At 52.0% G+C, this 20,779-nt stretch carries 19 protein-coding genes and 1 pseudogene; 9 read left to right on the top strand and 11 right to left on the bottom strand.

All coding sequences use genetic code 11. The features are described 5' to 3' along the window. The first annotated feature begins 57 nt into the window (after positions 1-57). From HV311_RS10695 to HV311_RS10710, 4 genes are read left to right on the top strand one after another with little or no spacing between them, the layout of a single operon-like run. Positions 58-528: a CYTH domain-containing protein gene (locus HV311_RS10695; RefSeq protein WP_047497931.1), complete on the top strand. Its 471-nt coding sequence runs from the start codon at positions 58-60 to the stop codon at positions 526-528. 37 nt (positions 529-565) lie between these two features. After that, positions 566-1,201: a hypothetical protein gene (locus tag HV311_RS10700; protein ID WP_047389878.1), complete on the top strand. Its 636-nt coding sequence runs from the start codon at positions 566-568 to the stop codon at positions 1,199-1,201. A 57-nt stretch (positions 1,202-1,258) separates the two neighbouring features. Beyond that, complete coding sequence (locus tag HV311_RS10705; protein ID WP_016153315.1) at positions 1,259-2,830, top strand: SLC13 family permease; 1,572 nt, start codon at positions 1,259-1,261, stop codon at positions 2,828-2,830. A gap of 53 nt (positions 2,831-2,883) precedes the next feature. Continuing rightward, the gene (locus HV311_RS10710; protein WP_016153314.1) at positions 2,884-4,344 is read left to right on the top strand and encodes a hypothetical protein; all 1,461 of its coding nucleotides are present in this window, start codon (positions 2,884-2,886) and stop codon (positions 4,342-4,344) included. A gap of 112 nt (positions 4,345-4,456) precedes the next feature. Here the strand turns inward: HV311_RS10710 and HV311_RS10715 are convergent, their stop codons facing one another. Further along, positions 4,457-4,966: a hypothetical protein gene (locus tag HV311_RS10715; RefSeq protein ID WP_191221076.1), complete on the bottom strand. Its 510-nt coding sequence runs from the start codon at positions 4,964-4,966 to the stop codon at positions 4,457-4,459. A gap of 294 nt (positions 4,967-5,260) precedes the next feature. On the opposite strand from HV311_RS10715, the pseudogene HV311_RS28005 reads away from it, so the two are divergent. Continuing rightward, positions 5,261-5,371, top strand: a pseudogene (locus HV311_RS28005) (Arm DNA-binding domain-containing protein); the annotation flags it as partial. 135 nt (positions 5,372-5,506) lie between these two features. On the opposite strand, the gene HV311_RS10725 reads toward HV311_RS28005, so the two are convergent. The 7 genes from HV311_RS10725 to HV311_RS10755 all read right to left on the bottom strand — a co-directional run bounded on the left by HV311_RS10725 (position 5,507) and on the right by HV311_RS10755 (position 11,961). Then, complete coding sequence (locus tag HV311_RS10725) at positions 5,507-6,271, bottom strand: IclR family transcriptional regulator (protein WP_191221077.1); 765 nt, start codon at positions 6,269-6,271, stop codon at positions 5,507-5,509. 155 nt (positions 6,272-6,426) lie between these two features. Beyond that, positions 6,427-7,938, bottom strand: a complete 1,512-nt coding sequence (locus tag HV311_RS10730; RefSeq protein ID WP_016153311.1) for a tripartite tricarboxylate transporter permease — start codon at positions 7,936-7,938, stop codon at positions 6,427-6,429. Positions 7,939-7,940: 2 nt separating this feature from the next. Further along, the gene (locus HV311_RS10735) at positions 7,941-8,480 is read right to left on the bottom strand and encodes a tripartite tricarboxylate transporter TctB family protein (RefSeq protein WP_191221078.1); all 540 of its coding nucleotides are present in this window, start codon (positions 8,478-8,480) and stop codon (positions 7,941-7,943) included. Positions 8,481-8,533: 53 nt separating this feature from the next. Beyond that, a complete protein-coding gene (locus HV311_RS10740) occupies positions 8,534-9,508 on the bottom strand; it encodes a Bug family tripartite tricarboxylate transporter substrate binding protein (protein WP_016153309.1) in 975 nt (324 codons plus the stop codon). A 22-nt stretch (positions 9,509-9,530) separates the two neighbouring features. After that, positions 9,531-10,166, bottom strand: coding sequence for a 2-dehydro-3-deoxy-6-phosphogalactonate aldolase (locus HV311_RS10745; protein WP_047497939.1), 636 nt, complete (start codon positions 10,164-10,166; stop codon positions 9,531-9,533). Between the two features lie 42 nt (positions 10,167-10,208). Further along, positions 10,209-11,159, bottom strand: a complete 951-nt coding sequence (locus tag HV311_RS10750; protein ID WP_047497942.1) for a 2-dehydro-3-deoxygalactonokinase — start codon at positions 11,157-11,159, stop codon at positions 10,209-10,211. Between the two features lies 1 nt (position 11,160). Beyond that, a complete protein-coding gene (locus tag HV311_RS10755) occupies positions 11,161-11,961 on the bottom strand; it encodes an IclR family transcriptional regulator (RefSeq protein ID WP_153690296.1) in 801 nt (266 codons plus the stop codon). 291 nt (positions 11,962-12,252) lie between these two features. On the opposite strand from HV311_RS10755, the gene HV311_RS10760 reads away from it, so the two are divergent. Beyond that, entirely contained in the window at positions 12,253-13,407 is a 1,155-nt protein-coding gene (locus HV311_RS10760) for an iron-containing alcohol dehydrogenase (protein WP_047499097.1), read from the top strand. 29 nt (positions 13,408-13,436) lie between these two features. Next, on the top strand, positions 13,437-14,432 hold the full coding sequence (locus HV311_RS10765) for a 2-dehydro-3-deoxygalactonokinase (protein WP_191221079.1): 996 nt from the start codon (positions 13,437-13,439) through the stop codon (positions 14,430-14,432). 513 nt (positions 14,433-14,945) lie between these two features. On the opposite strand, the gene ychF is transcribed toward HV311_RS10765, so the two are convergent. Together ychF and pth are read right to left on the bottom strand one after the other, a co-directional pair. After that, positions 14,946-16,040 carry a redox-regulated ATPase YchF gene (gene ychF, locus HV311_RS10775; protein WP_016153303.1) on the bottom strand — a complete coding sequence of 365 codons (1,095 nt, stop codon included), beginning with the start codon at positions 16,038-16,040 and terminating at the stop codon, positions 14,946-14,948. 115 nt (positions 16,041-16,155) lie between these two features. Next, positions 16,156-16,740, bottom strand: a complete 585-nt coding sequence (gene pth / locus HV311_RS10780) for an aminoacyl-tRNA hydrolase (RefSeq protein WP_191221080.1) — start codon at positions 16,738-16,740, stop codon at positions 16,156-16,158. A 274-nt stretch (positions 16,741-17,014) separates the two neighbouring features. Here pth and ychH point away from each other — a divergent pair, with 274 nt between their 5' ends. After that, complete coding sequence (gene ychH, locus HV311_RS10785) at positions 17,015-17,296, top strand: stress-induced protein YchH (protein ID WP_016153301.1); 282 nt, start codon at positions 17,015-17,017, stop codon at positions 17,294-17,296. 124 nt (positions 17,297-17,420) lie between these two features. Here the strand turns inward: ychH and lysC are convergent, their stop codons facing one another. Continuing rightward, positions 17,421-18,782: a lysine-sensitive aspartokinase 3 gene (gene lysC, locus HV311_RS10790; protein WP_016156744.1), complete on the bottom strand. Its 1,362-nt coding sequence runs from the start codon at positions 18,780-18,782 to the stop codon at positions 17,421-17,423. Between the two features lie 611 nt (positions 18,783-19,393). Between lysC and HV311_RS10795 the strand changes: the two genes are divergently transcribed. Then, positions 19,394-20,779 (top strand): diaminobutyrate--2-oxoglutarate transaminase, encoded by a 1,386-nt coding sequence (locus HV311_RS10795; RefSeq protein ID WP_019076946.1) that lies wholly within the window; start codon positions 19,394-19,396, stop codon positions 20,777-20,779.

Raw genomic sequence — 20,779 nt, forward strand, 5'->3', positions numbered from 1 at the left:
AATTAAGAGAGATAGTGAATAACTATCGACAGATGTTCCGACAATGAGAGGCTTAAGATGGCTAAAGAAATTGAAAGGAAATTCCTGGTGTGCTCAGAGCAGTGGCGCGCACTTGCAGAGGGAACCGTTTATCGTCAGGGATATCTCAGCAGTATAAAAGAGAGAACCGTTCGTATCCGGACGATAAACGATAAGGCGTTCCTGACCATCAAGGGAGTTACCGTTTCTGCAACGCGAACTGAATATGAATACGAAATTCCGTATGCCGATTGCTGTGCCATGCTGGATGAGCTGGCAGAGCGCCCCATTATCGAAAAGAAACGCTACAAAATCCCGGTGGGTGATGTGGTGTGGGAAATCGACGAATTCATGGGGGTTAACGCCGGACTGATCGTCGCAGAAGTGGAATTGAAAAGTGAAGAGCAGCAGTTCGATAAACCCGAGTGGATTGGTGAAGAGGTGAGCGGCGATCCGCGCTACTTCAACTCCAATCTGGTCGCCCATCCTTTTACCGAATGGGATAAATAGCGGCATTCACCATTCTTAATGGAACAGGAGAATCACAATGGCTACGCATATGGATAAGAATACCGCCACGTCGTCGAGCGACGCTGAAAAAATCATTCCCCGCGCGGAGTTCCGCGTATTCGGCCACGGCATTATCGAACGGGTAAAAGAAAAAATGTGGGATGCCAAAGCCACATTATTTAAGGCTCGTAAGATGCCGGAAGAGACCTACTTTCTGTCGCTACATACCGATACGGTTAACGTTAAAGTCCGCGACGGTCTGCTGGATATCAAAACGAAAACCGGCGAAACCCCGGAAGGCTATGAGATCTTCCAGCCGCGCGGCAAGTTTCAATTCCCGGTGCAGCGTGAGGAGTTAGCCACCATTTTGCAGCACCTCCAGGTCAACATGGCGCTGGATAAAGAGAGCTATACCCTGGAAGAATTTACCAATATGGCGCGGGCCAGTAGCGATTTAGTACCGGTTAAGGTAGAGAAAATGCGCTACGGTTTTTCCGTTAACGGCATCATCAGCGAATACGCGCAGGTATGGTTTAACGGTGCGATGGTCGAAACCGCCTGTTGCGAAAGTGAAGATTATGCCGGAATTAAGGCAGCGGTTGCGGCGCTGGGGCTCGACGAACTGCCTAACACGAATTATCTGAAAGCCGCCAGACAGGTTGTTGGCATGTGAAATTCACGCCTCCATGGGTAGCTTGCTGCCCATGGAGGCGCATAAGGAGACATGGCCATGTCAGACAAAGGCGCTAAGAAAGTTTTCGATCCGCTGGATATGAGCAATTACTCTCTGGAGAAATTCAAGGAGATTAAAGCCGGTATCTGGATGGAACGGATCAAATTCATCGGTATGCCGCTGGCTATCCTGCTGTTCCTGTTCTTTCATTTACAGTGGGTCGGGCCTATCGAAATGTTCGATACCCAAACCAAAGTTCCTCCGGCCAACTGTTACAGCGCAACGGGAATTTTTCTTGCCTCGCTGGTGCTGTGGTTGACGGAGGCGATTCCGAACTATCTCACCTCGCTTATCGTGGTCGTCACGGTGATCCTGACCGGCACAATGAAGATGCGTCCTGCGTTTGCCATGCTGGGTGAACCAGTAATGATCCTGAACATTGCCAGCTTCATCATGGCCAGTGCCCTGGTGGTGACAGGGTTGGCGAAGCGTATGTCGCTCTGGCTGTTGGTACGTATGGGGAATAATATCTCGCTGTTGTTCTGGTGCTTTATATTACTCAACCTGATTCTCGGGGCGTTCATCAGTGCGACCTCTGCGAAAACGGCGCTGCTGTTACCGCTGTTTATGGTTATCGCCGCCATCTACGGTGCGACCGGCGGGGAAAAACGCAATAACGTCGGGCGCAACATGGTGCTGCTGAACCTGCTGGCGAATAACGTGTCGGCCAGCGCCTTTATTACCGGTTCCGCAGCTAACCTGCTGGCGGTCGCGATGATGGAGCAGGCGGGATTCAAAGTCTATTACGGCGACTGGTTCATTGCCCTGTGTCCACTGGCGCTGATTCAGTGTGCCATTGCCTGGTACACCGGAACTCGCTGGATTTTCCCCATTAAGAAAGAAGATGCTAAGCCGAAAATTGAAGGCGGCATGGATCGCCTGAAAGGGGAATTGGCGCAGCTAGGTAAGATTAGCGCGGGTGAAGTTCGCGCGGCGCTGACCTTTATTATCGTCTTGTTGCTGTGGGCGACCGACCGGGTGCACGGTATGCGTGCCGAAGTTATCGCCGTGGCGGGTGCCTGCGTTGTTCTGATGCCTTCGGTGTGCAAACTTCCGGCGCTGGGCGTGATGAAGTGGAACGACGCGGACATTCCCTGGCATATGCTGATGTTCAGCTTTGGTGCTTACGTCCTTGGCGGAATGGTCGATCAGACGGATATCGTCGGCCTCTATATTCACAGCCTGTTTGATAAATGGCAGATCGACCCTTCAGGTGGCGGCAAACTGTTGGTCTTTGCCGTACTGAGCGGCGTGTTCGCCATCACCACGCTGGTGAGCGAAAGTAAAACGGCACGTACCATCATTATGTTCCCGATCATTATCAGTATCGCTAAAAAGTTCGGCTGGGACGTGGTGGGATTCTGTCTGCCGATGGCATTCCTGATTAACCAGGTTTACGTGCTCTACTTTAACTCTAAACCCGCAAACATCAGTTACCTGCTCGATCACTACTCGACCGGCGAGTCTTTCAAATATGGTATTATCCAGATGGCTATTATTTGGGTGTTACTGATTTTATGGACTCAATATGTCATGCCGCTGATGGGGTTCAATAGCGCCCTCTGGTAGCATTGATGTGAAGGCGGTAATTCAAATTACCGCCTGATTTGCAGGAGGCAAAGATGCCAGGCGATACGATAAAAGCATCAGGAAAACGCTGTATCGAAATTAAGCAGCGGATTTTTTTCCCGCAGAAAGTCGGCACCAAACCTCTACGAAGCGAAAACTACCATATTGAAACCTGGCTATTCTTTCCTTCCAGTTTGCAGATCAATCGTTGGACATTTCCGCCGCAGGCCTTTCAGCAAAACCTGAAGAACTATATTCGCCTGCGTCCTCCCACCCTGTCGCTGCGTAAATTGTCCGTCAGCGTGCCGAAGACGCTGGGGACAATTGAACGGTTAATTACCGAACAGAGCAAAGATACCTCTGCTCAGGGTTTTGAATACCGACTCAAAATGTTTTGCCTGACCTTCAAACGGGCGCTTCACGTAGAGGTACGTTATATCGGCAAGTTGAGCGAAGACAAACAGGAGCAGGCGCTGCTGAGCTTCGCCGCCACCGCAGAGGATATTCTCAATAACTATCGTCGGATGCGGATAAAAATGTCAAAGGTGGCTGAGGTCAATGCGTTACGCATCATTGACTATGGTGACGAATTCCTCTCACTGATGCTGACGCACTATGGTCGTAAATTGCTCAATGATCTTTCGCCTTCACCGGGATACGATACTCTGCGTATTTTCTGGCGCGAGCAGATGCTGTATCGCAAAGCCAATCATCCGGGGACTTTCCCGTCACCTAATTCGGATAACGAACTGGTGATTTATCACGTTAATACCCTGAAAAAATATATCAGCAGTCCAATGTATCTGGATATCCGGCGTAAAAAAGGCGAGACCTTTCTGGCGCATACCATTGCCGGAATCGCCGCGGCAATTGCGATGATTTTCGCGACGGCGGTGGCGTTTATTTGGCAGGGGAAATATGGAGCGCTGAGCTTTCAACTATTTCTCGCAATGGTGATTGGCTATATCTTTAAAGACAGAATGAAAGAGGGATTTCGGGCGCGATTGTTTTCGACATTTCGCCGTTGGCTACCTGACCGACAGCAGATAATTTATAAGAACCTGCGCTCTCCGGTCGGTAAGTGCAACGAATCTTTCGTCTTTGTGGGGGAGCGTCAGCTACCCGATGACGTCAGGACGATGCGCCGTAAGGTGCACATTCTGGATATTCAAAACTATTATCTGAGCGAAGACATTTTGCACTACTCCAAACACGTTCATCTGCGCGGCGGGGACCAGATGTTTTCCGCCGTGAATCGTTCTGTGATGGATATTACGCGCCTGGATATCACCCCTTTTTTGAAATACACCGATGAGTTGCTGAATGAATTACCGACTCTGGATGATGAGCAGGTGCTGTACGGGGAAAAGGTCTATCACATCAACCTTATTCATCGGGTGACGGATGGCAAAGAGAGTTTTCTGGAGCGGGCACGCATCATTATTAACAGCGCGGGTATCAAGCGCATTGAACCAGTTTTTACTGCCGGGGAATCAGAAAGCGAAGAGGGCTGACGACAGAGATAAAATGCCTGATGGCGCAGCGCTATCAGGCCTGCGGGTTCCACATCTGTAGGCCTGATAAGGTGTTTACGCCGACATCCGGCAATAAAAGCTGAGCAACCGTTCAGCCTGTTTTACGCACAAGGCGATAGTGGGTGGATTCGTCAAGAAAACGGCGGATGTGGATTTCTTTTTCCAGCCGCTGTTGAAGCTGACGTTCGAGCGCTTCAGGAGAGTGCAGATCGGCCAGCCGCTCGTTGATTCTGTTCACGGCTTCGCTGCGCAGCTGTATATGTTCCTGGATATTCTTCTGTGCCCGTGCTGTCCGGGTATCGCCGAAGAGCATAAAGGTCATTAATTCACGCTGCTGCTCAGAGTTAAGGGCGTTCAGATATTTGGTGCACAATGTTTGATAGGTGATGATGCGACGATCGAGTTCGTCAACCCAGGCGGTCAGCTCGTCACGCTGCGCGGGTGAAAGCTCAGCCATTTCCTGCTGACCGAAAAGTGTTGTTCTCAGCGCCTGAAGCCCGGCGAGATACTGCTGCTCCAGAGGAATCACACGCTGAGCAAAGCATTCATCCAGGGAGGTTTTCGTTTCCAGCGCGATATTCTGATAAACAGGTTGACTCATTTTTTCCTCCCGCACGCGTGGTGCTATCAGATAAGACCAGAATTGCAGCCAGGATGAGTGCGATCCCGCGTCTTAATTTAAGCTAACATAATAAATTATAAACAAAAAATCTATTCTGCTTATCTGAATGATAACCTGCTCTTATAGTTCACCTTAGTTTCTTTGCGTCAAAAATAGATTGACCGCCAGGCCTTGCAGGCTGCTACACACACCGTTTTCCACGTCCGACGATAAAGCATTTGCTTGTTCATAATCGATTCTGTCGATCGTGCCGATCGGTATTATTCATTATTCCTGTCCGCTATTGGCGTTTACCCCGATGTTTCTCTGGCTGAAGCCAGAAGTCAGCGTCAGGAGGCTAAAAGGACATTCGCGGCTGGCAACGATCCTTCTCCTGCACGAAAAAGAGTGTGTTTTCGAACCTGCATGTTGGAGAACCCGGCAGTGGAGCACTCTACTCGCGGGACAGCAACAGACGACATAGCTGCAATCGATATGTCGCCCGTTAACACTCAAGGATGTTGACATTAAGCGGTGGGATTACGGGGTAAAAGAAGGGGCGCGCCAGCCCAGTTCCAGCGAGATTTTTTTAGCGCACTCTTTGACGTGAGGGACGAGTTCTTGCATGCGTGCGTCCGGCATATAGATGACCGTGCTGGCGATGGAGATGGCCGCGACCACATGGTTTCCGGCATCGTAAACCGGAGCCGCCACGCAGCGAATCGTCGGCTCATTTTCTTCAAGATCGAACGCGAAGCCTGCGTCGGCGTAGCCGCGCATCCGGGCGAGGAAGTCCGGGAGATGACATAATTCGCCATGGGCTAAAAAAAGCTGACGCCATTCGGATTCATCCGCGTCGAGTAACAGTGCTTTGCCAATGCCGGTCAGCACCAGCGGCATGCGATGCCCAATACGCGAGCGCATTTCCAGTCCCTGTTGGCCAGGAATTTTATCGATATACAGGACTTCCGCGCCTTCCCGTTGCCCCAGATGAACCGTGTCGCGGGTAAAATCCGCCAGCTGTTGCAGGAAGGGGCGCGCCAGAGGATAAAGCGGCGTATTTTCCAGTGAACGGGTGCCGAGCTCAATTAAGCGTGGGCCGAGCGCATAGCCATCGTGGTGAGTGAAGCGAAGAAAACGCTGTTGTACCAGCGCGCTGAGCAGCCGATGGGTTGTGCTTTTACTGGTTCCGGTAAACTCGCCGACGCTGCGTAAATCCCGACATCCTGACGCGACGGCATCAATAACAGCAAGACCGCGCAGTAGGGTTTGTACTCCCGTAATTTCGGTAGGTTGAGCATCCATAATTCACCCTGATACAGTGGTCATATTCATGTTTAAGATCAGTACGATAACAATAACCGATTCTGTGCGATAAAAATGTAACCGCGCCGTGATTTCGCCACCGCGGGCAGAAATTCCGTGTAACAGTGACGGATTTTCTGCCCGTTTCTGCTCATTCAGGAGAGCAACTGATTTTTACGTGCGCGTCTTGCGGCTATGGCCTTGCGTACCATTGGGCCAAACAGAGTCAGCATCGCCAATAGCAGGAGCGTGGCGGTGATGGGACGGGTATAAATGAAATCAAAACTCCCGTTGGACAGCGACATCGCGCGACGGAAGTTACTTTCCGCCATCGGCCCCATGATGAGTGCCAGCACGACAGGAGAAGCCGGGAAACCGCCTTTTTGCATGAAATAGCCGATCACGCCCGCGACCAGCATAATGCCGACGTCAAACATGCTGTTGTTCAGAGCATAGGTGCCGACGATACACAGTGCGAGGATCAGCGGAGTCAGGACGCTCTTGGGAATGTTGATCATTTTGGCGATGAAACGAACGGAAACCAGGCCAAGAATAAGCAGCATCAGATAGCAAAACAGCATTCCGACAAACAGCATATAGACCGTGTCGCTGTGTTCGGTAAATAGTCGAGGCCCAGGCTGCATTCCCTGTAGCGTCAGCGCGCCCAGCATTACCGCCGTCGTGGCGTCACCAGGAATCCCCAGCGTCAGCATAGGCAACAGCGCGCCGCCCGTGCAGCCATTAGCGCCTGCTTCACAGGCCGAAACCGCTTTGAGTTCACCCTTGCCAAACTGATCTTCCGGCCTGGCAAAGCGCTTCGCTTCATTGTAAGAAACGAAAGCGGCAATATCCGCCCCCGCGCCGGGAATCATGCCAATAAACACCCCCAGACCGGAGGAGCGCAGCAGCGTGACAATCAGACGTTTGAACGTAGACCACGGCGGAATGATTCGACCAATAGCGTACTGCACCGTCTTGCTCACTACCTCGTCTTTTTCCAGCGACTTAAGCACTTCTGCAGTGGCGAACAGGCCAATCATCACCGGGATAAAAGGCACGTTCATCAGCTCGACAAAACCGCCGGTGAAACGCGGAAATCCGCCCATCGGATCGAGGCCAATGGTCGCGACCAGTAAACCACCAACGCCAGCGATCAGCCCCTTAATCAGCGATTCACCGGAAATACTGGCAATAATACTTAAGCCGAAAACGGCCAGCGCAAACGTCTCTGCGGCGCTGAATTTTAGCGCTACCTCGGCCAGAATCGGCGAGAGGAACATCAGCACGATTATGCTGAGGGTGCCGCCGAAAAAAGAGGAGAAAGTCGCCGTACCCAGCGCCACACCGGCCTGACCTTTTTTCGTCAGTTCATAGCCGTCAATCGCCGTTGCCGCGGCGGCTGGCGTGCCGGGGATCCGGAGCAGAATGGCAATAATCGAACCACCATAAACGCCACCAAAAAAGACGCCGGAGATAATCAGTAAGCCAGAAATCGGATCCATGCCGTAGGTAAAAGGCAGCATTACGGCAACGCTCATGGTGACAGTCAGGCCCGGTAACGCGCCCACCAGGATGCCAAGCCAGACGCCAATCATTGAAAATAAAATGGCTTCCGGGTGGGCCAGCAAGCTATTTACGCCGCCGAGAATAAGATCAAATTGGGACATAATTACTCCAGAGTCAGCGATTCCAGGAGGCTGCTTTCCGGCAGCGGAACGTTCAGCGCCAGCGAAAAGAGGATATACAGCGTAATGGAGAGCACGATGGCCAGCAGCCCATTAACCCACCAGCGTTGGATACCGGAGATTTTCATAATCAGCATCATAAAAAGTACCGTTGCGACCAGGTAGCCAAAAAGCTCCATGGCGTAGAGGTATGCCACGCAGGTGACGACGGTACAAAACGGCCCCGTCCAGCGTCCAAACCCCTGAGTGGGGCGAGTGGGTAGAACCATCATCTGGCGTAGCGTGGTACCAGAGAACTGACCAGCAATTAAGATCAACGAGAGAATAATCAGCAACCAGCTATAAACCGAAGGAAATGCGCCCGCCCCGATATCCGTAGAAATGGACGTTGCAGGAAAGCTTTTGGCAATCACCAGCACCACTACGGCGATCAGACAGAGCAGCAGAGCGACCAAAATGTAGCATTGTCGTTCTGCCGTAGACGCTGGTGGCGGCGTTGTCGGAGTTAACGGATTTTCAACCATAAACGACTCCCATAAGGACTATCCGGCCAGAGGGGGCTGGCCGGACGTCACCGTTATTTTTGACCGAGGCCCAGTTTTTCGATGGTGACGGAGAAATCGCGCTGCTGCTCTTCAAGCAATGCCTGGAATTCAGCACGATCGAGCCAGACATAGTTGAGGCGCATTTTGGCTAACGCTTCCTTGAAAGAGGGTTCATCGGCAGTGGCGGCGATAGCGGTGGTCAGAAAATCGATCACGTTTTGCGGGGTTTTGCTGGAGATAACCAGCCCACGCCATGCGCCGATCGACAGATCGATGTTTTTTTCCTGAAGCGTGGGGACGTCAGGCATGTTGGCGTCACGTTGAGTGCTCATTACGGCCAGTGTTTTCAGCTTGCCATCCTCAACCTGATTGAGGACTTCCGCAGTGCTCACCGTGACGGCTTCAATGTGCCCGCCTAAAAGCGCGGTGACGGCTGGCGTCGCGCCATCGAAAGGAACGTGGTTGAAGGTCACACCGGTTTTATCTTCCAGCGACGCGGCTGCCAGATGCCAGATTGCGCCCGTTCCTGAGTTGCCTACCCTGACCTGGCCCGGATTCTCTTTCGCCCAGGCGAGGAACTCTTCCAGCGTATTCCATGGTGCGTCGATTTTAACGGTCACGGCGCTGGGTTCCATATTGAACAGGCCCAGTGGAGTAAAGTCCTCCGTTTTAAACTTCACCATTCCCAGAGAGGGCAGGATAGTCAGTTCGGCGGTGCCCATCGCCAGCTTGTAGCCGTTAGGGCGCGACGCAGCAAGCTCGCTAAAACCAATTGCGCCGCCTCCGCCAGGCTTATTAATGACGCCAACGCCGACCGGAAAGTGCGGTTTAGAGGCTTCAGCAAATGCGCGCGCCACCAGATCGGTGCCGCCGCCAGCGGCGAAGGGGACGATCAGCTCTATCTGGCGCGTAGGATAATCCGCCGCCTGAGTCGGGCTTGCCAGCAGTAATGAACTGGCGGCTAACAGCGAGGTTAATAATCCAGAGGTAAATTTTTGAATTTTCATAGTCAACTCCGTTTGGTTCTTTTTATGTATTAAGGGGCGAGGACGTTCTCCAGGCGGTCACGAAGTCAGCGGCGCGACTGGCCACTTGCTCTGCTGTCATACCTGGTTGGTAAAGCGCGCCGCCAAGGCCGAATCCACTGGCTCCGGCGGCGCGATAGTCGGATATTGCCTGCGGCGTGATTCCACCAACGGGCAGCAGCGGGATCGTCGCGGGGATCACGGCGCGCCACGCTTTCACCACGACGGGAGGGATCGCTTCAGCGGGAAACTGTTTCACCGCATCCGCTCCCTTCGCCAGCGCGCTGAAAGCCTCGCCTGGCGTCGCCGCCCCGGGGAGGCTTATCAATCCCGCGCGCTTTGTCTCTTCAATTAATACCGGATCGGTATGGGGAGAGATAATCAGCTGGCCGCCACTTTGCGCCACGTCATGCAGCTGAGTCACGGTCATCACCGTTCCAGCGCCCACCCAACAGTCCGAAGGTAAAATACGACGCAGACGTGAAATACTCAGCAAGGGTTCAGGCGAATTAAGCGGGACTTCGATGATGCGGAATCCCTGTTCATACAGGGCGGCTCCGACGGCTTCAACCTGTTCGGGCGGTATACCGCGCAGAATGGCAATCAGACCGGTTTGACGTAGCGTGGTGATAAAATCCATAGTCAGTTCCTGGTGTTGGTCGAGAAAAAGGTCAACGGGAAATCAGGCCACAAGACTGGCGTAACGCGCTACCTGCCACATTCCCTGTTCCGCCGCACCGGGAGCGATATACACCGGATTGCGGCATTCAAAAATCGCCATGGCGCGCTGGTAGCGCTGACACAACGGCTGCGAACCAATTAAGGTGATGTCGGTATCGGCGGAGATCCCATCCAGCGCGATGGCAAGCTCATTGCCCAGCAGGAGACCCGAGAGATAGTCCGGCTGTTGTTGCGGCGATAGCTGCTGACAAAGGAGCCGGGTACGCACCGAAAAGAGAGAGCCGAGCAAATTGCCTGGCTGCTGACGGGCGACGCGGATGCCTTCAGCAAAAGCCTGCCAGTCAGGAGCTTCAGGGGTCCGCATCGTCAGCCCCAGTATCGAATGGTGGCGCAGCACATCGTAAAGTTCCCCCGACATAAACGTACGCAGGCGGTCAATTTTCTCCTGCGTGACGCTCACCCATTTTGAATGTGTACCGGGCAGGGCAATCAGCGATTCTCTGCCGCTGGCCTGAACATCACGCAGGCGTTCATCACCCGCGATTGCGCCGAACACCTGGGTTTCTTCTCCACGCATCACTTCCGGCAAAAGGTTCGTTTGCTGAACGCCTGGAATGATATAGAAGCAGCGCTGGTCATCGACATCGACGCGGGTTAACTGCTCCGCCAACTGACGAGCATCGCAGGGCGCAGGCAAATAGGGCGCGGGCTGCCAGCCCTGGGCGCTGCCAATCATGCCGCTGGCAATAACCGGACAGGCGGGATCGGTTGCCAGCCAGTCTGCGCAGGCCAGGTCGAAGGCCAGACGAAAGCTCATCAGCCGATTGGGCGCGTCGGGTAATTTCATGATGCCGTGGGGAAGTTCCCGCCGTGCAGTCACGGTACCGTTTGCGGCTAAGCGGTAGGCGCGTAGCGCGCTGGTTCCCCAATCCAGGGCGATCAATGCAGTCATATCAGGATCCTTTTGCATGCGTAGAGACGAAGGGATAAATCAGAGAGGTTCGATGTGCCACCCAGCCCAGCTCTGCGGAAATGTCCTCAGCGTAACGTTTTACGATGCCGCTGAGCTCCTGCATGCGTTCATCCGGCATGTAGGGGGCGATGCTGGCGACGGAAATAGCGGCGACAACATGATTTCCGGCATCCCGAATCGGTGCCGCCACGCAGCGGATGGCGAGCTCGTTCTCTTCCAGATCCAGGGTGTAACCGCGCTCAGCGTAATGGTGCATGCTGCGAATAAAGGAACCGGCGTCCGCGCCGGGATTATGCAGTCGATAAAAGTGCTGCCATTCCGCCATCGTCGCGCCGAGCATCAGCGCTTTGCCAATGCCAGTCGAAAACAGCGGCATACGGTGCCCAACGCGCGAGCGCATCTCCAGCCCGCGGGTACCGGGAATTTTATCGATATACAACACGTCGCCTTGCTCGCGAATACCGAGATGGACGGTGTCCTGAGTGAGCTGAGCCAGCGCTTCGAGCAGCGGGCGGGCAGCGATGCGTAGCGGATAACCAGCAAGCGATGCGCCGCCCAGCTCAATCAGTCTTGGCCCGAGAAAATAGCCCCGGCTGGAAATTTGTCGCAAATATCGTTGAGCGACCAGGGCGCTGATCAGACGATGCGTTGTACTGCGCGGTGCGGAAATGTGCTGACTGATTGCGCGTAAATCATGATGTCCTGCGGCAACCGCTTCGATGGCAGCCAGTCCGCGCAGTAACGTTTGTACACCGTTCACAGTCGAAGGAGAGGAGATCATGATAATTTCCGCCAGGTCGCTTATTTGATGGCGGTATATTTCCATAGTCAATTAACTGGAAATATGAATTCGCTCACACAATACCACATTATAAACTCGTGTTTCATATATAGGGATTATTAGGGTGAATAAAGCGATAGTAATCACAATTGAGGTTCAGGGTGAAATATATATTTTGGACTGTCGGTGATGCGTATTGAGTAGCTTCTCGTTCAGGCGAATGGCTGATTATTAATGGGCATCGCGCGCCGCATTAACTTCATCGTGAATTCACACCATAAGGGAAAAATTATGTCAGGATTTAATTTCGTTAATCCGGTTAATTTCTATTTTGGCCAGGGGAAACTGGCACAGGCGGGAACAATTACCGCGCAATACGGCAAAAAGGCGCTGATCATTGCTTCAGATAGTGCGAAGCCTACGGGGCAGCTGGCGGCGTTGGTTGATGTATTGACGCAGGCGGGCGTGACGTCCGTCTGTTTTGACCGTTTCATGCAGAACCCGCTTTCTACTCTTGTCGATGAAGGGGCTGCGTTCGCCCGTGAACAGCAATGCGATGTGATTGTCGGCATTGGCGGGGGAAGCGCGATGGATATGGCAAAAGGCATTGCCTTTATGGCCTGTAATAGCGGAGGAATTTGGGACTATGTATTTGGACAAACTCCGGCTGATTCGGCGCTACCGGTAGTGTTAATTCCGACTACCGCAGGCACGGGCAGTGAAGCGAATAAAACGGCGGTATTTACGAATCCACAAACCAATGACAAAAAAGGGCTGGTGAACCCGCTGATTTATCCGAAGGCGGCAATTATTGATCCTTTATTAATGCTGACGTTACCCCGGCGCGTTATTGCCGGTCCGGGAGCAGATGTCCTGTTTCATTCGTTGGAGTCATTTATTTCGAAAAATGCCCATCCGATGAGTGAAATGCTTTCATTACAGGCGCTTGAGCTGATTGGCAAATATTTACCGCAGGTTTATGACGATGCCACCAATATTGAGGCGTGGGAAAAAGTCACTTTTGCCAGTTCGCTGGCGGGTATGGCGATTGATTGTGCCGGGACGACATTGCCCCATGCGTTGCAGCACCCGATGGGCGGGTTGCTTGATGTCGTACATGCTGAAGGCATTGCCGCCATTTACATGGCCTTTATGGAATTCACCTGGCAAAGCGCGCCGCAAAAATTCGCCGCTATCGCCAAAGCGCTTGGCGTGAATACCCTCAATATGACCGAAGAAGAAGCGGCGAGAAGCAGTATTGATGCGGTGCGTTCGCTGCTGGGCTACGTCAATATGCTGCCGTCGCTCAGCTCTCTGGGCGTTAAAGAGGAACATTTCGACTGGTTTATTGGCAATGCCACTACCACGATGCGCGTCGTGCTTGCGAATAATCCCCGCGTGCCTGATGCCGATGAGATTCGCGCCATTTATCAGCAAAGCCTCTAAACCCACGCCACCGCCTCAGGAGCAAGCTTATGATTATTATCATCGACAGCGGTTCAACCCAGACCCGGCTCTATTTGTTACGCGATGAGGAGATCGTTGCTGAACATCTCCTCGCTGTTGGCGTTAACTCCGGGAAGGCCCGTTCTCAGGGGAATTTCAGAGACGCCATTGCCGCAGGGATAAGTGAACTGCTGCACGCTAACCAATTGACGACTGGTGATGTGCGTTTTGCGATTGCCTCGGGAATGATCACCTCTAACCTCGGGCTGCTGGAGATACCGCATATCACCGCTCCGGTGAGCCTTGAGCAGCTTGTCTCCCGGGTGGTGAAGGTAAAAGATCCCGCAATACTGCCTCTGGATTTGGAGATCCGTTTTGTCCCTGGTATCAAAAATTCGCAGGCGGATCGTAGCTGGTCCAGCCTGCGGGATATCGACCTGATGCGCGGGGAAGAGACTCAGGCCGTGGGGCTGATGACGTCGCTTTACAGGAACCTGCCGCTGACGATGATCGAACTGGGTTCAACAACCAAGCTTATCCACATTGACGCGCAGGGAAGAATCGCCGGCAGTATTACCAGTCTGAGCGGGCAGGTTTATGCGGCGGTGAAAAAAGAGACGTTTATTGGCGCCAGTATGATGGAAGAAGAGGATGACGATTTTTTCTCGGCGGACATCCTGCAATATGCCTGTGATAGCGTGCATCATGCGGGCCTTCTGCGCACGCTGCTGTTTACGCGTTTTATCGAGTTCTCGTTGCCGTGCACCGCAGTCGAAAGAACATTTTTTTGTCAGGCGGCGCTGGCGGCGGATGACATGAAACTTTTTGATGAGGCCGAGCGTTTAGGCTTTTCTCTGCAAGGCGACATTGTGCTGACAGGCAAGCGGCAGCGCTGCGAAATGTATCGTTCTTTATGGCGCAGCCGATATGGACTTGAGAACCCGGTCCATTTTATCTGTGATAAAGACGAGATCGCCCAACTGGCGATCAAAGGGGCAGGGTATATTGCCCGTCAGATGACGTAACGCACCAGATAACAAAGCCTCGCAGGCTACGCGGGGCTTTGTGGTTTTTCACTGTTTCGCATACAGCACATAAGGACCGGATGTGTAAGAGATAACAATGATTTTATTGGGCAATTTCCTCAAGCCTGCAGGCACATCCAGGTCATCCTCAGGCCGCAGGCCATTCAGGCGCTTCGCGAAGTATGTCGCGGCCTTCTGGAGGATGGTCAGTTCATCAGCCTGCTCAGCGAGTTGAAGTCATTGAGACAATGGAGTTTTTCTTTCGGCTTGGCAGTGCGGCATTGCGTATCGGTGAGCATAACGGGGCCTTGTTTATTTATTATACCGTTATTGTACTCACTTAAAATGAAGATGGAAGAATGTTGTACTCATCCATGTACTCATTTTTGACAGCGTTGTTACGAGATGGGGCGAGACATTATGAAATGAAAAATCCACGCAATTGCGTGGATTTTATAGGGTTTTGCGATTCTTATGAGATTCAGTGAAACCTCACGAGACAACAAATTTTATTTAGACGTTGAAGAGGAAGTTCATCACATCGCCATCTTTAACGATGTAATCTTTACCTTCTGCACGCATCTTACCGGCTTCTTTCGCGCCTTGTTCACCTTTATAGGTGATGAAATCTTCAAACGCGATGGTTTGTGCGCGGATAAAGCCTTTCTCGAAGTCAGTATGAATTTTACCCGCCGCCTGCGGAGCCGTTGCGCCAACAGGAATGGTCCATGCACGAACTTCTTTCACGCCAGCGGTGAAGTAGGTCTGCAGGTTCAGCAGTTCGTAACCAGCGCGGATTACGCGGTTCAGACCTGGCTCTTCCAGACCCATTTCAGCCATGAATTCTTCACGGTCAGCATCATCGAGTTCTGCGATGTCAGCTTCAACGGCAGCGCAAACTGCAACAACCACGGAGCCTTCAGCTGCGGCGATTTCACGCACTTTATCGAGGTATGGGTTGTTTTCAAAACCGTCTTCGTTGACGTTGGCGATATACATCGTTGGCTTCAACGTCAGGAAGCTCAGGTATTTGATAGCCGCTTTGTCTTCATCGGTCAGCGTTTTCAACGCACGCAGCATGCCAGCGTTTTCCAGCTGTGGCAGGCATTTTTCCAGTGCAGCCAGTTCCGCTTTAGCGTCTTTATCGCCGCCTTTGGCCTTCTTCTGTACGCGATGGATAGCGCGCTCACAGGTATCCAGGTCAGACAGCGCCAGTTCGGTATTGATAACCTCAATGTCGTCAGCCGGATCCACTTTGTTATTAACGTGGATGATGTTGTCGTTTTCAAAGCAGCGAACCACGTGGCCGATAGCTTCGGTTTCACGGATGTTCGTCAGGAACTGGTTACCCAGACCTTCGCCTTTGGACGCGCCTTTTACCAGACCGGCAATGTCGACGAATTCCATCGTTGTTGGCAGGATACGCTGCGGTTTGACGATTTCGGCCAACTGATCCAGACGCGGATCGGGCATCGGGACAACACCTGTGTTCGGCTCGATAGTACAGAACGGGAAGTTTGCCGCTTCAATACCCGCTTTTGTGAGCGCGTTGAACAGGGTGGATTTGCCTACGTTTGGCAAACCGACGATACCGCATTTGAATCCCATGTTTAAATCACCTTAATCTTTTGATATTCAACCTGTTATGGAAAACAGATTGTAGAAAAGTAAATAACTCTGCCTATTATACACAGCACGCGAGAAAAATGCCGCACATCGCTGCTTATTGCGCTTTAAAGGTGTGTAACCGGCTCGTTGCCTTGGTCAGGCCATCTTTGAATAAAATCTCGGTACAACGTGTCGCTTCGTCAATTGCTTCATCAATTAACTTCTGTTCTGAAACAGGCGGTTTGCCTAAAACAAATCCGACAACTTTGTTTTTATCACCCGGATGACCAATTCCCACGCGTAAACGATGAAAGTTGGGGTTATTGCCCAACTTGCTGATGATGTCTTTCAGGCCATTATGTCCGCCATGACCGCCACCGAGCTTAAATTTTGCCACGCCAGGCGGCAGGTCTAATTCGTCGTGCGCGACCAAAATTTCATCGGGGTTGATACGATAAAAACTGGCCATCGCACCCACGGCCTTGCCGCTGAGATTCATAAATGTGGTCGGTACCAGCAAACGGACATCTTCCCCTTCGAGCGTTACTCTGGAGGTGTAGCCGAAGAATTTCGGCTCATCACGCAGGGGCGCGCGTAATCTCTCTGCCAGTAAATCGACATACCATGCGCCTGCGTTGTGTCGCGTTGCCGCATACTCTGCGCCGGGGTTCGCCAGGCCGACAATCAATTTAATCGTCACGTGTTTTGTCCTGAGTGTTTCCATAAACGACGTGTAGTTTACTGTCTGACGCTGCTCTTGACAAAAAACTGCGTACTAATCGCCAAAAGCTGAATAATTGCACAAATGGACTATTAGAAATTGAGTATGTTCAGTAGCTTATTTGTAAAGTTTTGTTGCGCGAGTGTTTGTAATTGTGATCGCTCCCGCACTTGCGAACGGCAGTGTTGTCTATACTTTACACATAAGGATTAGGGGTATTCCCTGTAGCAACCCAAAGTTCCGGAGGTGACACATGAAACGCAAAAACGCTTCGTTACTCGGTAACGTGCTCATGGCTTTAGGGTTGGTGGTGATGGTGGGGGGTGTTGGTTACTCTATTTTAAACCAATTGCCGCAATTTAATCTGCCACAGTTTTTCGCACATGGTGCCGTGCTCAGTATTTTTGTAGGTGGTGTTCTGTGGTTGGCGGGAGCCAGAGTGGGCGGGCACGAGCAAATCAGTGACCGTTACTGGTGGGTACGCCATTATGACAAACGCTGTCGTCGCGGTGATACCACTCATCGTCATAACTAAATCGTTTCCCGGTAGAGAGGGCTGCGGTTTGAATACAAAGTCCTGGTTGTAAAACCAGGACTCTGCTTGTTCATTATCCTTGCATAGAAAGCACTTTTATATTCGCTACGGAATATAAGAAACGTTATTCGAATAACCGATAATGTAACGTTTTAACCGCGCTATCCGCGTCTTCAGCGGGCAACAGGAAACACAGGTTGTCATTTGACGCGCCGTGGCAAATCATTCGCACCGTATGCCCTTCAAGCCAGGCAAAAACGTCTTTGCAAACACCCGCCGCCTGAGTCAGTCGATTCCCCACCAAAGTGACCAATGCCAGTCCGGTTTCCACTTCCACACGACAGTGGGAGGATAATGCGGTAAACAATGCGCTGGTCAGTATATGATCTTCACCTGAGGTTGCGTGAGTCGCGTCCAGCGCCAGCGCAATACTGTTCTCTGAGGTTGTAACCAAATCCACCGTGACCGCGTGGCGAGCTAAAATGGCGAAGGACTGCGCCAGGAAAGAACCGGACGGTTGTGTCTCCAGACTATGTAATCGCAACAGCGTCTGTTTACGGCGCACGGCAAGCGCACGATAGCGAGGTGGGTTGTCGGTGGTGTTATGCACCAGCGTACCACCGGCAGCCGTATCCTTACTTGAGCCAACAAAAACCGGAATGCTTTTACGCATTGCCGGAAGCAGCGTAGCCGGGTGGAGGACCTTCGCACCGAAGGCGGCCATATCGCTGGCCTCGGAAAATGAGATGTGGTCAATCCGTTTGGCCCGCGGCGCAATGCGCGGATCGGTGGTGTAGATCCCTGCGACATCGGTCCAGATGTCCACGCGTGCGGCGTGAAGCGCCTCACCGAGAAGCGTCGCCGTGTAATCACTACCACCGCGTCCCAGCGTAGTGGTATGCCCTGCGGCATCCCGGCCGATAAACCCCTGGGTCACCATAATCGCTTGCTCAAGACGAGGGCGCAGGTGAGTCTCCACCAGGTGGTGCAGGGTACTGAGTTCGGGTTCGGCGCAGCCGAAACTCGAGTTGGTACGCATCACGCTGCGGGCGTCAAACCACCCGGCCTCGGCATGCCGTTCACGTAAGACTTCAGTAAACAGTAAAGAGGACATCAGCTCGCCGTGACTGACCAATTCATCGCTTAGCGCATCAGACGGTGAAACGGTCGCCGTTTGTGCAAGATGGCGGATGTTGTTGAGAAGATTATCGATTTCCGTGCTGATAACGGACGGCTGCTTCAGGCGGGAAATAATGTTGTATTGGATGGCGCGTAAGGTCTCAAGCTTATCTAATTGTTGATGCGTTTCCAGACCTTCAGAAAGCTCGACCAGTAAGTTTGTAACGCCTGCTGAAGCAGACAGTACGACTAAACGGACATCTTGATCAGCAAGGACAATGCTGGCGCTTCGGTTCATCGCATCAAAATCAGCGACGCTGGTGCCGCCAAATTTGGCAACGACGGATGGTGGATAAATGCGAGTCATAACAATCTCATATCAGGGCGCCATAAAAGTATGGCTAGAAAATTTTCATTCTCGGCATAAGGGGAAACGGTGTTCGCCTTACGAAATGTCCGCCCGCGAACATTTCTGCTGACAACCCAGGGAATTCCTGTTGTCGAAAACGCGTGTCGCCTGTACGCGTTACCGGGTGCTGCGCATTAATTTTATTTACATAGCCTGCAAATAAGCGCGCCATACTAAGTGATTTATATTTAGGGATCGACTTTTTTATTCGATTTATCGACAAATAAGTGAAAAATCATGTCGTAACAAGAAAACGCGTACATTATTAATGGTAAAAACGTGTAAAAAAATAATAAAAACATGAAAATTACATGGTTTTTATAACATCGTATGCGTTGCAATTGGCTACGGTAATTGTTAATTAAATAGATATATTTCTTTAGGATTTCGTAATGAAGGGTGGCTGTTACACTTTGAATTATAAAGAAAAAACACCCGCTAAATGTGTTGAAAAATAAATGATTGAGTCCAGGGCTAAAACAACATATATTAGCCGCGCTTTTTTACAGGTAACCCTTATAACCATTTATTCAATCAGGCGTTAATCTACACCTGGTTGTAGGAGTGATATGATGACGGATAAAGTCCGTATTGATACTTTAAGTGCTAATTCATTACCACAGAGCAATGATACCTTTTTAGCAAGACAGGCTGAGTTTGAATCTAATGTCCGCAGCTATCCACGTAAACTGCCATTAGCGATTGCTAAAGCGCAGGGCGTCTGGATTACTGACGTAGAAAATAATCAATATCTTGATTGCCTGGCAGGTGCCGGAACCCTGGCGCTTGGTCATAATCATCCTGAAGTGCTGCAGAGCATTCAAAGTGTCATCACAAGCGGCTTACCGTTACATACGCTTGACCTTACCACACCGTTAAAAGATGAATTCTCATCGTATTTACTTTCTTTATTACCGGGCCAGGGCAAAGAGTATTGCCTGCAGTTCACCGGGCCGTCCGGTGCCGATGCCGTTGAAGCGGCGCTGAAGCTGGCGAAGAAAGTTACCGGCCGTTCCAGCATCATCAGCTTCTCCGGTGGCTACCACGGGATGACCCACGGCGCGCTGTCCGTGACCGGCAACTTGTCGCCGAAAGAAGCCGTCAGCAACATGATGGCGGAAGTGCAGTTTATGCCGTATCCGCATCAGTACCGTTGCCCGCTGGGTATCGGCGGCGACGCTGGCGTCAAAGCATTGACCTACTACTTCGAAAACCTGATCAACGACGTTGAGAGCGGCGTGCGTAAACCGGCTGCCGTGATCCTCGAAGCGGTGCAGGGCGAAGGCGGGGTAAACCCGGCTCCGATCGAGTGGCTGCAGCGTATTCGTAAAGTGACCCAGGAACATGGCATTCTGCTGATTATCGATGAAGTTCAGGCTGGCTTCGCGCGCACGGGTAAACTGTTCGCCTTCGAACACGCCGGTATTGAGCCGGATATCATCGTGATGTCCAAAGCGGTTGGCGGCGGTCTGCCACTGGCGGTACTGGGCATTAAAAAGCAGTTCGATGCGTGGGCTCCGGGCCATCACACTGGCACCTTCCGCGGCAACCAACTGGCGATGGCGACCGGTCTGACAACGCTGAAAATCCTCAAAGACGACAAGATTGCCGATAAAGTTGCTGCCCAGGGCGAGTGGCTGAAAGGCAAACTGACTGACCTGCAGAAACGTTACCCGGTTATCGGCCAGGTACGTGGTCTGGGCCTGATGATTGGTCTGGAAATCGTTAAGCCGAACGAAGCGCAGGATCACATGGGCTGCTACCCGGCCGATGGCGAGCTTTCCGCGCTGCTGCAGAAAAAATGTTTCGAAAACGGCCTGATTCTTGAGCGTGGCGGCCGTAACGGTTGCGTACTGCGTCTGCTGCCGTCTCTGTTGATCACCAACGCAGAACTGGAGATTTTCCTCGATAAATTCGAAAATGCCCTGCTGGGCGCTGGCGTGAAGCCGGTTTAA

The sequence above is a fragment of the Citrobacter sp. RHBSTW-00881 genome, assembly GCF_013728515.1.
GTDB classification, from domain to species: domain Bacteria; phylum Pseudomonadota; class Gammaproteobacteria; order Enterobacterales; family Enterobacteriaceae; genus Citrobacter; species Citrobacter braakii.

Coding starts and splice junctions, on each gene's coding strand:
- HV311_RS10700 (WP_047389878.1), top strand. CDS start 566: ATGGCTACGCATATGGATAAGAATACCGCCACGTCGTCGAGCGACGCT.
- HV311_RS10695 (WP_047497931.1), top strand. CDS start 58: ATGGCTAAAGAAATTGAAAGGAAATTCCTGGTGTGCTCAGAGCAGTGG.
- HV311_RS10725 (WP_191221077.1), bottom strand. CDS start 6,271: ATGGATGCTCAACCTACCGAAATTACGGGAGTACAAACCCTACTGCGC.
- HV311_RS10735 (WP_191221078.1), bottom strand. CDS start 8,480: ATGGTTGAAAATCCGTTAACTCCGACAACGCCGCCACCAGCGTCTACG.
- HV311_RS10750 (WP_047497942.1), bottom strand. CDS start 11,159: ATGACTGCATTGATCGCCCTGGATTGGGGAACCAGCGCGCTACGCGCC.
- HV311_RS10730 (WP_016153311.1), bottom strand. CDS start 7,938: ATGTCCCAATTTGATCTTATTCTCGGCGGCGTAAATAGCTTGCTGGCC.
- HV311_RS10715 (WP_191221076.1), bottom strand. CDS start 4,966: ATGAGTCAACCTGTTTATCAGAATATCGCGCTGGAAACGAAAACCTCC.
- HV311_RS10740 (WP_016153309.1), bottom strand. CDS start 9,508: ATGAAAATTCAAAAATTTACCTCTGGATTATTAACCTCGCTGTTAGCC.
- HV311_RS10755 (WP_153690296.1), bottom strand. CDS start 11,961: ATGATCTCCTCTCCTTCGACTGTGAACGGTGTACAAACGTTACTGCGC.
- HV311_RS10760 (WP_047499097.1), top strand. CDS start 12,253: ATGTCAGGATTTAATTTCGTTAATCCGGTTAATTTCTATTTTGGCCAG.
- HV311_RS10705 (WP_016153315.1), top strand. CDS start 1,259: ATGTCAGACAAAGGCGCTAAGAAAGTTTTCGATCCGCTGGATATGAGC.
- HV311_RS10765 (WP_191221079.1), top strand. CDS start 13,437: ATGATTATTATCATCGACAGCGGTTCAACCCAGACCCGGCTCTATTTG.
- HV311_RS10795 (WP_019076946.1), top strand. CDS start 19,394: ATGATGACGGATAAAGTCCGTATTGATACTTTAAGTGCTAATTCATTA.
- lysC (WP_016156744.1), bottom strand. CDS start 18,782: ATGACTCGCATTTATCCACCATCCGTCGTTGCCAAATTTGGCGGCACC.
- ychF (WP_016153303.1), bottom strand. CDS start 16,040: ATGGGATTCAAATGCGGTATCGTCGGTTTGCCAAACGTAGGCAAATCC.
- HV311_RS10710 (WP_016153314.1), top strand. CDS start 2,884: ATGCCAGGCGATACGATAAAAGCATCAGGAAAACGCTGTATCGAAATT.
- HV311_RS10745 (WP_047497939.1), bottom strand. CDS start 10,166: ATGGATTTTATCACCACGCTACGTCAAACCGGTCTGATTGCCATTCTG.
- ychH (WP_016153301.1), top strand. CDS start 17,015: ATGAAACGCAAAAACGCTTCGTTACTCGGTAACGTGCTCATGGCTTTA.